General features: G+C 74.1%; 15 protein-coding genes, 1 tRNA gene and 1 pseudogene. 13 read left to right on the top strand and 4 right to left on the bottom strand.

The genetic code is table 11. The features are described 5' to 3' along the window. From LO771_RS26645 to rdgB, 11 genes and pseudogenes are all read left to right on the top strand, one after another. Positions 1-173 (top strand): annotated as a pseudogene (locus LO771_RS26645) (2-oxoacid:ferredoxin oxidoreductase subunit beta); the annotation flags it as partial. Between the two features lie 320 nt (positions 174-493). Further along, positions 494-1,090 (top strand): DUF2017 domain-containing protein, encoded by a 597-nt coding sequence (locus tag LO771_RS26640; RefSeq protein ID WP_230747215.1) that lies wholly within the window; start codon positions 494-496, stop codon positions 1,088-1,090. A 407-nt stretch (positions 1,091-1,497) separates the two neighbouring features. Next, on the top strand, positions 1,498-2,949 hold the full coding sequence (locus tag LO771_RS26635; protein ID WP_230747213.1) for an amino acid permease: 1,452 nt from the start codon (positions 1,498-1,500) through the stop codon (positions 2,947-2,949). Between the two features lie 116 nt (positions 2,950-3,065). Beyond that, positions 3,066-3,497 carry a Mov34/MPN/PAD-1 family protein gene (locus LO771_RS26630; protein WP_230747210.1) on the top strand — a complete coding sequence of 144 codons (432 nt, stop codon included), beginning with the start codon at positions 3,066-3,068 and terminating at the stop codon, positions 3,495-3,497. Positions 3,498-3,698: 201 nt separating this feature from the next. Continuing rightward, on the top strand, positions 3,699-3,809 hold the full coding sequence (locus tag LO771_RS31735) for a putative leader peptide (protein ID WP_374228256.1): 111 nt from the start codon (positions 3,699-3,701) through the stop codon (positions 3,807-3,809). A 105-nt stretch (positions 3,810-3,914) separates the two neighbouring features. Beyond that, the gene (locus tag LO771_RS26620) at positions 3,915-4,193 is read left to right on the top strand and encodes a MoaD/ThiS family protein (RefSeq protein ID WP_230747206.1); all 279 of its coding nucleotides are present in this window, start codon (positions 3,915-3,917) and stop codon (positions 4,191-4,193) included. Then, the gene (locus LO771_RS26615; RefSeq protein ID WP_230747205.1) at positions 4,193-5,161 is read left to right on the top strand and encodes a PLP-dependent cysteine synthase family protein; all 969 of its coding nucleotides are present in this window, start codon (positions 4,193-4,195) and stop codon (positions 5,159-5,161) included. Before LO771_RS26620 ends, LO771_RS26615 begins: the two co-directional genes overlap by 1 nt. Positions 5,162-5,500: 339 nt before the next feature. Further along, positions 5,501-6,250 (top strand): MBL fold metallo-hydrolase, encoded by a 750-nt coding sequence (locus LO771_RS26610; RefSeq protein WP_230747203.1) that lies wholly within the window; start codon positions 5,501-5,503, stop codon positions 6,248-6,250. A 36-nt stretch (positions 6,251-6,286) separates the two neighbouring features. Continuing rightward, entirely contained in the window at positions 6,287-6,979 is a 693-nt protein-coding gene (locus LO771_RS26605; protein WP_230747201.1) for a maleylpyruvate isomerase family mycothiol-dependent enzyme, read from the top strand. A 120-nt stretch (positions 6,980-7,099) separates the two neighbouring features. Beyond that, entirely contained in the window at positions 7,100-7,825 is a 726-nt protein-coding gene (gene rph, locus LO771_RS26600; RefSeq protein ID WP_230747191.1) for a ribonuclease PH, read from the top strand. Positions 7,826-7,987: 162 nt separating this feature from the next. Continuing rightward, positions 7,988-8,596: an RdgB/HAM1 family non-canonical purine NTP pyrophosphatase gene (gene rdgB / locus LO771_RS26595; RefSeq protein ID WP_230747189.1), complete on the top strand. Its 609-nt coding sequence runs from the start codon at positions 7,988-7,990 to the stop codon at positions 8,594-8,596. Positions 8,597-8,656: 60 nt separating this feature from the next. On the opposite strand, the gene LO771_RS26590 is transcribed toward rdgB, so the two are convergent. From LO771_RS26590 to bcp, 3 genes are all read right to left on the bottom strand, one after another. Next, positions 8,657-8,741: transfer RNA gene (locus LO771_RS26590), tRNA-Leu, on the bottom strand. 10 nt (positions 8,742-8,751) lie between these two features. Then, positions 8,752-9,801, bottom strand: a complete 1,050-nt coding sequence (locus tag LO771_RS26585) for an HNH endonuclease (protein ID WP_230747186.1) — start codon at positions 9,799-9,801, stop codon at positions 8,752-8,754. Between the two features lie 335 nt (positions 9,802-10,136). Further along, positions 10,137-10,604, bottom strand: a complete 468-nt coding sequence (gene bcp, locus LO771_RS26580; RefSeq protein ID WP_230747184.1) for a thioredoxin-dependent thiol peroxidase — start codon at positions 10,602-10,604, stop codon at positions 10,137-10,139. A 144-nt stretch (positions 10,605-10,748) separates the two neighbouring features. Between bcp and LO771_RS26575 the strand changes: the two genes are divergently transcribed. Then, the gene (locus LO771_RS26575; RefSeq protein ID WP_230747183.1) at positions 10,749-11,099 is read left to right on the top strand and encodes a DUF3618 domain-containing protein; all 351 of its coding nucleotides are present in this window, start codon (positions 10,749-10,751) and stop codon (positions 11,097-11,099) included. A gap of 149 nt (positions 11,100-11,248) precedes the next feature. Then, on the top strand, positions 11,249-11,551 hold the full coding sequence (locus LO771_RS26570) for a co-chaperone GroES (protein WP_374228257.1): 303 nt from the start codon (positions 11,249-11,251) through the stop codon (positions 11,549-11,551). A 379-nt stretch (positions 11,552-11,930) separates the two neighbouring features. On the opposite strand, the gene LO771_RS31165 is transcribed toward LO771_RS26570, so the two are convergent. Continuing rightward, the gene (locus tag LO771_RS31165; protein ID WP_304944868.1) at positions 11,931-14,279 is read right to left on the bottom strand and encodes a transglycosylase domain-containing protein; all 2,349 of its coding nucleotides are present in this window, start codon (positions 14,277-14,279) and stop codon (positions 11,931-11,933) included. Positions 14,280-14,398: the final 119 nt, after the last annotated feature.

Here is a 14,398-nt window from a genome sequence, read left to right as displayed (position 1 = left end):
TCACCGACCCCGACACCCTGCACCACACCCCGATCGGCGTGCTGCGCGCCGTCGACCGCCCGGTCTACGACACCCTCATGGCCGAACAGCTCACCGCCGCCACCACCGCCCGCGGACAGGGCGACCTGGCCGCCCTCCTCGCCGGCCCCGACACCTGGACCGTCACCGACTGACTGGCCCGCACCCCGGCCGCACCCGCACCCGGGACCGGCTCCTGCCGGGCCCTGCGGCGGGGCCCGCGGCCGGGGAGAACGCCCGGCCCGGCGGGGAGCCCGCCGGGCCGGGCGTCCGCGGCCCTGCCCGGCGCGAGCGGGACGGCCGGGCCCGGCCCTGTCCGGCATGGGGCACAATCGTCCGTGATGGCCCCGCCGGCCTCACGGGCTGCGTCGTCCACGTCCTCCGGGCGTGCTCCGGCCGCCCACCGCCGGCCCCGGCAGCCGCGGGCGGGGCGGAGGACGACGCGAGACGTGACACGAAGGGGCCCTGAGGCCTGATGGCAGGACTGTTCGAGACGACCCCCGGCGGCGGCGCGGCGATCGCGCTCGACGAGGTGGAGGTCTCCATCCTCCGCAGCCTCGCCGTGCAGATGCTGGAGCTCATCGGCCCCGGGCCCGCCGACGGGCCCGACGCCGACCCGCTGGCCGCCCTCTTCGCCGAGGGCCCCACCACCCCGCCCGACGACCCGGCGCTCGCCCGCCTCTTCCCCGACGCCTACGGCACGCCCGGCGCCGAGCCCGACGACGAGCAGCGGGCCGCCGCCGCCGAGTTCCGCCGCTACACCGAACCCGACCTGCGCGCCCGCAAGCGCGACGACGCCCTCGCCGTCGTCCGCTCCCTCGACGGCTTCTCCGCCGCCACCGCCGGGGGCAGGGGCGGCGTCCTGCGCCTCGACGCCGAGCAGTGCCGCCACTGGCTCGGCGCCCTCAACGACCTGCGCCTCACCCTCGGCGCCCGCCTGGAGGTCACCGACGACGCCGAGGACGAGCGGCTCTACCGGCTGCCCGACGACGACCCGGTCAAGCCGCTGGTCATGGCCTACCTGTGGCTGGGCGCCATGCAGGAGTCCCTCGTCGAGGCCCTCACCGCCTGACCCGACCCGGGCCGGGCCGCACGCGCTTCCGCCGGGCCGCACGCCGCCCGCGACGCCCCGCCCGCCCCGCGCCCGGCCGGGCTGAGGCCTCCGGGGCCGCTACCCCCGCCGCCCCCGCCGTCCGCCGCCCCGCGTCCGGCCCCCGCGTGCGCCCCGCCCCCACGCTCCCCACCCGGCGGACCGCCACCCGCCCGCACCCCGCCGCCACCCGGCCCGTCCGCATCCGGCCTGTCCGCATGGTGGACTCCCGGCGGGTGCAAACCGCCATGCAAAGGGATGAACCATCCCTTCAGATGCTCAAATCGCGATCAGATCCGTACCGGCATCCGGGCGCCCGGTGATACGACTGCACGATCACTCCCGGGCCGGGACCCCGTCCGGGCAGCGGATGAAAGGTCGCACCACCCATGGCAGGACAGAACCCCGACGAGGGATACGAGCGCGGACTCGGCAGCCGGCAGATCCAGATGATCGCCATCGGCGGCGCCATCGGCACCGGCCTCTTCCTCGGCGCCGGCACCGCCATCCACAAGGCCGGCCCCAGCCTGGTGCTCTCCTACGCGGTCGCCGGAGCAGTCGTCTTCTGCATCATGCGGGCCCTGGGCGAACTGCTCACCTACCGCCCCGTCTCCGGCTCCTTCGCCGAGTACGCCCGCGAGTTCCTGGGCCCCTTCGCCGGCTTCGTCACCGGCTGGACCTACTGGCTCATGTGGGTCGTCACCGGCATGGCCGAGGTGACCGCCGCCGCCGTCTACATCCACTACTGGGCGCCCTCGATCCCCCAGTGGGCCAGCGCCCTGCTCTTCCTCGTCGTCCTCTACACCGCCAACCTCATCTCGGTGAAGCTCTTCGGCGAGATCGAGTTCTGGTTCTCCCTGATCAAGGTCACCGCCATCATCGGCATGATCCTGATCGGCGTCGGCGTCCTCACCCTCGGCTTCAGCGACGCCGCCGACACCGCCTCCGCCACCCACCTCTGGGCCGACGGCGGCCTGTTCCCCAACGGTGTCGGCTCCACCCTGACGACCCTCCAGATCGTCATGTTCGCCTACCTCGGCGTCGAACTCGTCGGCGTCACCGCAGGCGAGAGCGAGAACCCCGAGAAGACCCTCCCGCGCGCCATCAACACCCTCCCCGTGCGCATCGGCGTCTTCTACGTCGGCGCCCTCCTCGTCATCCTCTCCCTCGTGACCTGGAGCGAGTTCCAGCCCGGCGCCTCCCCCTTCGTCGCCGCCTTCAGCCGCATCGGCATCCCCGCCGCCGGCGGCATCGTCAACTTCGTCGTCCTGACCGCCGCCCTCTCCTCCTGCAACTCCGGCATGTACTCCACCGGACGCATGCTCCGCGACCTCGCCCTCCGCGGCCAGGCACCCGGCGCCGTCACCCGCCTCAACAACCGGCGCACCCCCGCCGCCGCCATCACCGTCTCCGCCCTGCTCATGGGCGTCGGCGTCGTCCTCAACTACACCGCCCCCGCCGAGGCCTTCACCTACGTCACCTCCGTCGCCACCGTCGCCGGCATCTGGACCTGGGCCGTCATCCTCCTCAGCCAGATCCGCTACCACGCAGCCCACCGCGCCGGACGCCTCCCCGCCCCCGCCTTCCGCGCCCCCGGCGCCCCCTGGACCAGCTGGGGGGCCCTCGCCTTCCTCGCCTTCGTCACCGTCCTCATCGCCCTCGACGCCGACGCCCGCGTCTCGCTCTACGTCTTCCCCGTCTGGGCGCTGCTGCTGACCGCCGGCTACGCCGTGCTGCGCCGCCGCAACCCGGCCGCCGTCGCCGCCCCCGCCCCGGCGCCCGCCCCCGCCGCAGCCGCAGCCGCAGCCGGGACCGCCGAGCCCGCGTCCGCCGACGCCTGAACCGCCCCGGAACCCCCGGAACCCCCGGGGCCTCCCGGCACCCCCGCCGCAGGCCCTCCCGCCCCCGCCCGGGACGGGAGGGCCCGGCACGCCGGGCCCCGCATATCCTGGCCCGCATGCTGACCATCACCCGTGAGCTCCACGACGCGATCGTCGCCCACGCCCGCGCCGACCACCCCGACGAGGCCTGCGGCGTCGTCGCCGGACCCGCCGGCAGCGACCGCCCCGAGCGGTTCGTCCCCATGCTCAACGCCGCCCGCTCGCCCACGTTCTACGAGTTCGACTCCGCCGACCTCCTCAAGCTCTACCGGGACATGGACGACCGCGACGAGGAGCCCGTCGTGATCTACCACTCCCACACCGCCACCGAGGCCTACCCCTCCCGCACCGACGTCTCCTACGCCTCCGAGCCCGGCGCCCACTACGTCCTCGTCTCCACCGCCGACTGCGGCAACGGCGAGGGGCCCTTCCAGTTCCGCTCGTTCCGCATCGTGGACGGCGTGGTCACCGAGGAGGACGTCGAGGTCGTCGACGCCCCCCGCGGCTGACCCGGGCCGCCCCGGTCCGCGGCCCGCCCGCACCCGGTCCGTGCCCGGTCCGCAGCCCGCCCGCGACCGCCCGCCGCCCGCCCGCCGGCGGCCCCCGGCCGGACCCCCGGCCCGGTCCCGCGTACCGGCATGCGGGACGCCGCCGTCCACCCGCCGGGACGGACATCCCGTCCGCAGGCCGGGAATCGATACGATGGGCACATGCGTTCCGTCGATGTGAGCACCAAGGACCCGGGCACCCGCCTCGTGGCGCGGCTGCACATCGACCTGTGCCGCCTCGCCTCCGGCGCCTGTCGCCCCCACGCAGGCTGACCGCGGCACACCCGCGCCCGCCGCCGGGGCGCACCCGCCCCGGGCCCCCGCCCACACCCACGCCCGCGCCCACCGCGGCGCCCGCCACCCACCAGGAGCGCAGCCATGGCCATCGAGGTCCGCATCCCGACGATCCTCCGCACCTACACCGACGGGCAGAAGGCCGTCGAGGGCAGCGGAGCGACCCTGGACGCCCTCTTCGCCGACCTGGACGCCCGCCACCCCGGCCTCCGCGACCGCCTCGTCGACGGCGGCGAGCTGCGCCGGTTCGTCAACGTCTACCTCAACGACGAGGACGTCCGCTTCCTCGACGGCATCTCCACCGGCCTCGCGGACGGCGACAGCGTCACGATCCTCCCCGCCGTCGCCGGCGGCGCGCGCTGATGCGCTACGACACCCCCCTCGACGCCGTCGGCAACACCCCCCTCGTCGGCCTCCCGAGGATCTCCGCCGCCGTCCCCGGCAACGACTCCGGGGACGTGCGGCTCTGGGCCAAGCTGGAGGACCGCAACCCCACCGGCTCCATCAAGGACCGGCCCGCCCTCCACATGATCGAACAGGCCGAGGCCGACGGCCGCCTCACCCCCGGCTGCACCATCCTCGAGCCCACCAGCGGCAACACCGGCATCTCCCTCGCCATGGCCGCCAGGCTCAAGGGCTACCGCATGGTCTGCGTCATGCCCGAGAACACCAGCCGCGAACGCCGGGAACTCCTCACCATGTGGGGCGCCGAGATCATCCCCTCCCCGGCCGCCGGCGGCTCCAACACCGCCGTCCGCGTCGCCAAGGAGATCGCCGCCGAGCACCCCGACTGGGTCATGCTCTACCAGTACGGCAACCCCGACAACGCCGGCGCCCACTACGCCACCACCGGCCCCGAGATCCTCGCCGACCTCCCCACCGTCACCCACTTCGTCGCCGGCCTCGGCACCACCGGCACCCTCATGGGCGTCGGCCGCTACCTGCGCGAGAAGGTCCCCGGCATCCGGATCGTCGCCGCCGAACCCCGCTACGACGACCTCGTCTACGGCCTGCGCAACCTCGACGAGGGCTTCGTCCCCGAGCTCTACGACGCCGACGTCCTCACCACCCGCTTCAGCGTCGGCTCCGAGGACGCCGTCACCCGCACCCGCGAACTCCTCCAGCTCGAGGGCATCTTCGCCGGCGTCTCCACCGGGGCCATCCTCCACGCCGCCATCGGCGCCGGCCGCAAGGCCGCCCGCGCCGGCGAACGCGCCGACATCGTCTTCACCGTCTGCGACGGCGGCTGGAAGTACCTCTCCACCGGCATCTACACCGCCGCCACCACCGAGGAGGCCGTCCAGGCCCTCCAGGGCCAGCTCTGGGCCTGACCCCGACCCCGCCACCGGACCCGCCGCGCACCACCCCGGGCCCCCGCCGACCACCGGCGGGGGCCCGCGCCGCCCCCCCTCGCAGCGGGGCCTGCCGTCCCCGGCACCCCTCCCGCCGCCCCGGCACCCCCTCGGCGACCCCCGCGCGGAGCACCCCCGGCCCCGCCCCCGAGGAGCCGGCACCCGCCCCCCGGCCGCCCCTCGTCCTGGTGATTCCCGACACAACGCGGCACGCACAAGGGGACCGGGTGCCGCCACGCCCTTACGCTCGACACCGACTCGCGAAAGCAGCATCACCGGCCGGCCCGGCCGGTACGAGCCGGTGCGGAGGGGCGCGGCATGGACCTGACCGTCGTGGGGTGCTCGGGAAGCTTCCCGTCCCCCGACTCCCCCTGCTCCTGCTACCTCGTCGAGGCCGACGGCTACCGCCTCGTCATCGACCTCGGCAACGGCGCCCTCGGCGCCCTCCAGCGCCACTGCGGCCTCTACGACGTCGACGCCGTCCTCCTCAGCCACCTCCACGCCGACCACTGCATCGACATGTGCGCCTACTGGGTCGCCCGCAACTACCGCGTCGGCGGCTGCCCCGACCCCCTGCCCGTCCACGGGCCCCAGGGCACCGCCGAACGCCTCGCCCGCGCCTACGACATGGACGAGCAGCCCGGCATGAAGGAGGTCTTCGACTTCCACACCCTCACCTCCGGCACCTTCACCCTCGGCCCCCTCCGCATCACCGCCGCCCCCGTCGCCCACCCCGTCGAGGCCTACGGCTTCCGCATCGAACACGGCGGACACGTCCTCGCCTACTCCGGCGACACCGGCCCCTGCCCCGAACTCACCACCCTCGCCCGCGACGCCGACCTCCTCCTCTGCGAGGCCTCCTTCACCCACGGCGTCGAGGACATCCCCGACCTCCACCTCAACGGCCGCCAGGCCGGCGAGACCGCCGCCGCCGCAGGCGCCCGCCGCCTCGTCCTCACCCACATCCCCCCGTGGACCGACACCGGGCGCAACCTCGCCGACGCCCGCGCCGCCTACCCCGGCCCCGTCGAAGCCGCCCGCTCCGGCGCCGTCTACCACCTCGGCTGACCCGTCACCCCCGCACCTCCCGCCTACCCTCGCCCCATGCACCCCGTCGACCTCCTCGCCCACCTCCGCCGCGAACTCGCCGCCTTCCGCGCCTGCCTCGACGGCGACCTCGCCGCCCCCGTCGCACACTGCGCCCCCTGGACCCTCCACGACCTCGCCGAACACCTCGGCCGCTCCAACCAGTGGGCCACCGCCGCCGTCACCGAGAAGCACGGCGACCACCAGGCACCCCCCGCACCCCGCGACCCCGCCGCCCTCACCCGCTGGTTCGACCGGACCTCCGCCGACCTCCTCCACGCCCTCGACACCGACCCCGCAGCCGAGGCGTGGACCTTCCACCCGCCCCGCACCGTCGCCTTCTGGCAGCGGCGCCGCGCCCTCGAGGCCCTCATCCACCGCTGGGACGCCGAACAGGCCCTCGGGCGCCCGCACCCCCTCGACCCGGCCCTCGCCGACGAAGGCGTCGCCGAAGTCCTCGACACCCTCGCCCCACGCCAGGCCGCGCGCGGCCGCACACACGCGCCCCGCACCGCGATCCGCCTCCACGCCACCGACACCGGCACCACCCGCACCCACGGCCCCGGGCACCCCGTCGCCGAACTCTCCGCCACCGCCGAGGACCTCCTCCTCGCCCTGTGGAAGCGCATCCCCCTCGACGCCCCCGCCCTCACCTGGGACGGAGACCCCGCAGCCGGTCGCGCCCTCCTCACCCACCCCCTCACCCCCTGACCCCGCCGCCCCGCCCCCGGGACACCTTCCGACACCCGCCCCACCCCCGCGCGCCCCGCCGCACCCCCGGACGCCCCGCCGCACCGCACCCCCGCCCCCGCTCGACTAGGCTCGACCGCTATGTCACGCATCGACGGCCGCACCCCCGACCAGCTCCGCCCCGTCACCATCGAACGCGGCTGGAGCAAGCACGCCGAAGGCTCCGTCCTCGTCTCCTTCGGCGACACCCGCGTCCTCTGCACCGCCAGCGTCACCGAAGGCGTCCCCCGCTGGCGCAGGGGCAGCGGCGAAGGCTGGGTCACCGCCGAGTACTCCATGCTCCCCCGCGCCACCAACACCCGCGGCGACCGCGAATCCGTCCGCGGCAAGATCGGCGGCCGCACCCACGAGATCAGCCGCCTCATCGGCCGCTCGCTCCGCGCCGTCATCGACCACCGCGCCCTCGCCGAGAACACCGTCGTCCTCGACTGCGACGTCCTCCAGGCCGACGGCGGCACCCGCACCGCCGCCATCACCGGCGCCTACGTCGCCCTCGCCGACGCCCTCACCTGGGCCCGCGAGAAGAAGATCCTCCGCGCCAAGGGCCAGCCCCTCACCGGCACCGTCAGCGCCGTCAGCGTCGGCATCATCGACGGCACCCCCATGCTCGACCTCTGCTACGAGGAGGACGTCCGCGCCGAGACCGACATGAACATCGTCTGCACCGGCGACGGCCGCTTCATCGAGGTCCAGGGCACCGCCGAAGGCGCCCCCTTCGACCGCGCCCTCCTCGACCAGCTCCTCGACCTCGGCACCCTCGGCTGCGCCGAACTCGACCACATCCAGCGCAAGGCCCTCGAAGGCTGACCCGCACCCCCGCCCCACCGCCCGCGCCCGCCGGACCCGGACCCGCCCGGACCGGCGGGCGCGCCCGCGCGGCCCCCGGCCCGGCCCGCACCGCCCACCCGCATCTGTCAGGTGCCCGCCGGGTGCCCGCCCCGCAGCCCCACCCGGGGATAATCGGACGCCATGAGCACCCAGCGCCTCGTCCTCGCCACCCGCAACCGGCACAAGGTCACCGAACTCCGCGCCATCCTCACCGAGGCCGGACTGGACGTCGAACTCGTCGGCGCCGACGCCTACCCCGACATCCCCGACGTCCGCGAGACCGGCGTCACCTTCGCCGAGAACGCCCTGCTCAAGGCCCACGCCCTCGCCCGGGCCACCGGCCACCCCGCCGTCGCCGACGACTCCGGCCTCTGCGTCGACGTCCTCGGCGGCGCCCCCGGCATCTTCTCCGCCCGCTGGGCCGGCCGCCACGGCGACGACAAGGCCAACCTCGACCTGCTCCTCGCCCAGCTCTCCGACATCGCCGCGCCCCACCGCGGCGCCCACTTCGCCTGCGCCGCCGCCCTCGCCCTCCCCGACGGCACCGAGCACGTCGTCGAGGGCCGTCTCGAAGGCACCCTCCGCACCACCCCCTCCGGCACCAGCGGATTCGGCTACGACCCGATCCTCCAGCCCCACGGCGACACCCGCACCTGCGCCGAGCTGACCCCGGCCGAGAAGAACGCCATCAGCCACCGTGGCCACGCCTTCCGCGCCCTGGCCCCGGTCGTGAAGCAGTTCCTGGGCTGACACGACGCCGAAGGCCCGCCCGGGAAGTTCTCCCGGGCGGGCCTTCGATTCAAAGGAGAGTGCGGCCGAAGGGACTCGAACCCTCACGGATGCAAGATCCACTGGCACCTAAAGCCAGGGCGGCTGCCAATTTCGCCACGGCCGCATGAACTCCATCATGGTACTTGGGTCTTGCTCTCCACGGCACCCTCATGAGACGGCCGGAGGCGAACTTCCCCTCGAGCCCGATTGCCGTTGCACCAGGTGGCGGTCTGGGAGTGGCAGTTGGGGCAGAGAAAACGGAGGTTCTCCAGCCTGTTGTCGAGCCAATTCCCGTTCACGTGGTCGATCTGGAGGGTGAGCCGCCCACCCTGCCACTCGCCGGAGATGCCGCACTGGGTGCAGCGGTAGTCGAGCCCACTGTCCTCCATCGCCCGTCGCAGGCGGAGGTGGCCGATCCGGGAGGACCCCTCGGGCCGGATCCGGAGGATGTCGGTCACATCCCTTCCCGAACGGGGCCTCGACGTGAGGTCCGAGGAGCGATGGGTGAAGTGCGAGGTGTCGAGCTCCAGACGGAGGATGCGGGTGCGAACCTTGCGATGGTTCCCTGGCGTCGTCTCCAGCCCGAGCTTCCGCATGACCTCGGCGAAACTGGTGGACGCGGCCACCAACCTGCGCAGTTCTTCCGGGTCGGACGCGACACGGGCGTGCGAGAAGTGCGACGTGTCCAGCTCCAACTGCCTGACGGCGCGCCCCAGGGCGGCCCTGGTGCCGCTGTCCCCGTTGGTGATGCCGAGGAGCTTGGCGACCTCGCGGATGCTGCGGCCTCCCGCGACGGCGGCCGCGATCTCCTCCGCAGTGAATGGCAGCTCGCTGACCACCTTGTTCATCTGCGGGAAGTGGCCGATGTCGATGCCGGCGGCCTGGATGCGCCGCCTCAGGTGGGACATCGTCCCGCTCGCCGGAACGGCACCGAGCCGTCGCGCCACCTCTCGCATCGTGGTGGATGCTGCAACCGCCTCGGCGATCGCCTGATCGGTGTACCTGGTCCACGGGCTGCGCTGCCTGAAGTGATCGGTGCTGATGCCGTGTGCGGCGACGGTCTTCTGGAGCTGCTTGCGCCGCCCTCCGCTGATCTCCACGCCGAGTCGGCGCATCAGGTCGTTCCAGTTCCTGGACCGGGCGACCTCCTCGGTGAGGCGGTCGCGGTCGTAGACACCGTCCATCGGGTTCCCTCCCCGCCGTGGCGGGAGGGGTGGGCGCAGCGCGACTCCCCGATCCGCCGTGGCATCAGTGAGTCGTCGCATGTGCGGCCGTGTGGTCGGCCGTCGTACGGGAGAACGAGGGAGGGGCCGTCCGGGTTACGGGTCAGGAGAAGGGATTTGCCGAAGATCGGTTGACATGGTCCATACCAATCCGCGACAGTCCTTGTCCTGCGGTGGCGGAGAGTCCTGTCGGGGGGCCCGCCGCCACCGCTCCGCCCTGCCCGGGGGCCCGCCCGGGGAGGTCGGCCCGCCCGGGGCCGGGCGCGGGGGCCGGATCCCGGGCCGGGCGCCGGGTTTCAGACGCCGAGGTCCTTGAGGAGCTTGGCGACGTGGCCGGTGGCGCGGACGTTGTAGAGGGCCCGTTCGACCTTCCCCTCCTCGTCGACGACGACGGTGGAGCGGATGACGCCGGTGACGGTCTTCCCGTACATGGTCTTCTCGCCGAAGGCGCCGTAGGCGGTCAGGGTCTCCTTGGACGGGTCGGCGAGGAGGGTGACCCTCAGGTCCTCCTTCTCGCGGAACCTGGCGAGCTTCTCCGGCTTGTCGGGGGAGATGCCGAGGACGTCGTAGCCGGCGCCGGCGAGCACCTCGAGGTTGTCGGTGAAGTCGCAGGCCTGCTTGGTGCAGCCGGGGGTGAGGGCGGCGGGGTAGAAGTAGACGATCACCTTGCGGCCGCGGTGGTCGGCGAGGGAGACCTCCTTGCCGTCCGCGTCGGGCAGGGTGAAGGCGGGGGCGGTGTCGCCGGGCTGGAGTCGCTCGCTCACGGGGGATTTCTCCTCGGGGTGGGATGCGGCCGTGGTATCAGGAAAGGTACTCCGGTGGCGGGGTGCCGCTGAGCACCGAGGGACCGCGCCTGACAGACTGTTCATCATCGGACGAATACGGCACGGGTGAGTGAGGTGGCCCTCTTGGGCGAGGTCGGGACGCGTGGCAGGAGCGGCGGCCCGGACGGGCGTTCCGCCGCCGAGATCGAGGCGTCGATCGCGGCGACCCGCCGCCAGCTGGCGGCGACGCTGGACGAGATCGCGGTGCGGGTGCACCCGTCGACGGTGGCGGCGCAGGCGAAGGCGCGGGTGGCGGCGGCCGCCGACCGCACGGTGGGCCGTGCGTACGTGGCGGCGAACCGGGGTGTGGAGCAGGTGCGGGCGCAGTTCGTGGACGAGAAGGGCGGTCTGCGCCCGGAGCGGGTGCTGCCGGTGGCGGCGGTGGCCGTGGCCGCGGTGGCGGCCGTGGTGCTGCTGCGGCGCCGGGGCCGGTAGGAGGGGCGCGGCTTCTGTGCGCCGAGGGCCGGACCGGGCGGGTGCCCGGTCCGGCCCTCGCGTGTCGGGGGTGGGGCGGGGGAAGGTATTTTCGGGGTGTGAGTGAGACCAGGCTGGACGAGAACCTCGGCGAGAAGCTGCCGATCCGGATGCTGCACGACCGGGTGCTGGTGCGCACGGAGGGCGGGGAGGGTGAGCGTCGTTCGACGGGCGGCATCCTGATCCCGGCGACGGCGGAGCTGTCGAAGCGGTGCGCCTGGGCGGAGGCGGTCGCGGTGGGGCAGAACGTGCGCTCGGTGGAGCCGGGTGACCGGGTGCTGTTCGATCCGGAGGACCGCGCGGAGGTGGAGGTGCGGGGGACGGTGTACGTGCTGCTGCGGGAGCGGGACATCCACGCGGTGGCGGCGGAGCGGATCGGCGACGGCGGCGGGGGCACGGGCCTGTACCTCTGACCCGGGTCTCCGGTCCGTACCTCTGACCCGGGTCTCCGGCCCAAGACTCCGGCCGGTTCCCCGCCACCGGCCTCCGGCTGTTCCGGCGGGCGGCTGTTCCGGCCGGGCCCCGGGGTCTGCGGGGCGGCCGTCGTGGCGGTGTTCCCCGTCCGGGTCCGTGCCGGTGGTGCGGTTCCCGGGTGCGGCTGCGGGCCGCCTCCTCCGGTGCGGAGGGGGCGGCCCGCCGGTGTGTCCGGGTGCGGGTGCGGGTGTCCGGGCCGGAGGCGGGGGCCGCGTGTGCGGGCCTGCCGCGTGGTCCGGGCTGTCCACGGACCGGTGCGGGTGCGGCTCACGGGCGGACGGGGCTCACGAACGGACGGGGCTCACGAACGGACGGGGCTCACTGGCCGGTGAGGGGGACGGCGGGGCCGCTGCTCTGGCTGCCCTCGCCGCCGGGTGTGCCGCCGCTGCCGCCGCCGGTGTCGTTGGCGCCGATGGAGCCGCCGTCGCCGCCGCTGCCGCCGGCGGGTCCGCCGTCGCCGCCGCCGAGGGCGCCGCCGATGAGGCTGCCGCTGCTGGGCGGGCCGGAGGGCGGGGTGCTGTCCTCGGGGCTGCCGGGTTCGGTGGAGGGGCTGCGGGAGGGCTCGGGGGCGCTGGGGGTGCCGCTGGGGGAGGGGGTGCTGCTGGGGCTGGGGCTCGGGCTGGGTGAGGCGGTGGGGGAGACGAGCGGGGCGCCGGTGTTGCCGTTGCTGGGGGCGAGTTCGAACGCGGCGGTCGGTGTGCCCTTGAGGGCGCCGCGCATGTAGGCGGTCCAGATGCGGGTGGGGAAGGTGCCGCCGTTGATGCGGGCGAGGCCGGCGGTTCCGTTGAGGGAGAGGTGGTTGTGGGTCCTGGCGTCCTCGCGGAAGATGCCGACGGCGGTGACGAGCTGGGGGGTGTAGCCGGCGAACCAGGCCGACATGTTGGCGTCGGTGGTGCCGGTCTTGCCGGCGGCGGGGCGGTCGAGGTCGAGGGCGGCGTAGCCGGTGCCGCGGGGTGAGACGACGTCCTGGAGGACGGAGGTGACGGCGTCGGCGGTGCCGCGGTCGACGGCCTGGACGGGGTTGTGGGCGGGGAGGGGGGTGGCGGTGTTGTCGCGTTCGAGCTTCTGGACGGACCAGGGGGTGACGCGCCGGCCGTGGTCGGCGAGGGTGGCGTAGGCGCCGGCGAGGTCGAGGGCGCTGGGGGTGGCGGTGCCGAGGGCCATGGAGCTGTTGGCGGGGTTCATGCCGTCGACGGTGGAGGGGATGCCGAGGGCGATCGCGGTGTCGCGGACGTGCTGGAGTCCGGCGTCGACGGCTTCCTGGGCGTAGACGGAGTTGACGGACTTCATCATGGCGTAGCGGAGGGTGACGGTGCCGTAGTCGACGTCGTCCTCGTTGGGGGGTGCGTAGCGGCCGGGGCCGCCGGTGACGGGGCGGCGGCTGGTGCCGTCGTAGTAGGTCTGGGTGGTGATGCGCCGGCCGTCCTGGGTGGTGTGCTCGCCCTCGAGGCCGGCGGTGAGGTCGAAGACCTTGAAGGTGGAGCCGATGGGGTTGTCCTGGCGGGTGGCGTCGTTGAAGGGCTGGGTGGTGTAGTCGGGTCCGCCGTAGACGGCGACGACCTTGCCGGTGCGGGGGTCGACGGAGGCGCCGGCGACGCGGACGTCGGTGTCGGTCCTCGGGCGGCCCCGGGGGTCGAGCTGGTCGGTGAGCTCCTTCTTGACGGCGGCGGCGAAGGCGTCCTGCTTCTTCTTGTCGAAGGTGGTGGTGATCTTCCAGCCGCCGGCCTGGAGGGTGGCCTCGTCGACGACCTTGTTCCTCAGGAGGTAGTCGCGGGCGATGTCGACGAGGTAGCCGGCCTGGCCGCCGACGCCGGGGGTGGGCTGGCGTTCGAGCGGCTGGGGGAAGGCCATGGCGGCGCGGCGGGCGGGGGCGAGCCAGCCTTCCTCGACCATGCCGTCGAGGACGTAGTTCCAGCGGGCGACGGCGGCGCGGCGGTTGGCGGGGGTGGTGTTGCGGACGTCGTACTGGCTGGGGGCCTGGAGGAGGGCGGCGAGGTAGGCGCCCTGGGCGGTGGTGAGCCGGGCGGCGTCGGTGCCGTAGTAGGCGCGGGCGGCGGCCTGGATGCCGTAGGCGTTGCGGCCGAAGTAGCTGGTGTTGAGGTAGCCGTCGAGGATCTGCTGCTTGCTCTCGGTCTGGTCGACCTTGAGGGCGATGAGGATCTCCTTGGCCTTGCGGGTGAGGGTCTGCTCCTGGGTGAGGTAGTAGTTCTTGACGTACTGCTGGGTGATGGTGGAGCCGCCCTGGGTGCCCCGGCCGGTGACGGTGTTGAGGGCGGCGCGGAGGCTGCCCTTCACGTCGACGCCCTTGTTCTTGTAGAAGCTGCGGTCCTCGGCGGAGACGACGGCGTGCTGCATGTCGAGGGGGATCTGGTCGAGGGGGACGGACTCGCGGTTGACGTCGCCGGTGCGGCCGAGTTCGGTCTTCCCGTCGGAGTAGTAGTAGACGTTGCTCTGGGCGACGGCCTGGGCGTTGGCGTCGGGGACGGCGACGGTCAGGTAGAGGAGGACGAAGGCGCCGGCGCCGACGAGGACGAGCAGGAGGAGGGCGGCGAGGAGGCCGCGCCAGGTGGGGAGCAAGCGTCTGAGGCCGGTGCGCCGGGCGCGGCGCGCTTCGTGTGCGGCCTGTCGGCGGGCGCGGCGTGCGGCGCCCTTGCTCTGCTCGCTCATGGCTCCTGCTCGGTGTCGTGCATCGGGGCGCGGCCGTTGGGGGAACGTCCGGCTCCTCCAGGCTCACACCTTCGCATCATCGGTAACGATTGCCGGGGCGGCGCGCCCCCGGCGCCGGT

The sequence above is a fragment of the Streptacidiphilus sp. ASG 303 genome (genome assembly GCF_020991365.1).
GTDB lineage: Bacteria > Actinomycetota > Actinomycetes > Streptomycetales > Streptomycetaceae > Peterkaempfera.
The sequence above is the reverse complement of the archived record's forward strand: the minus strand, read 5'-3'. Positions and strand labels throughout refer to the sequence as shown.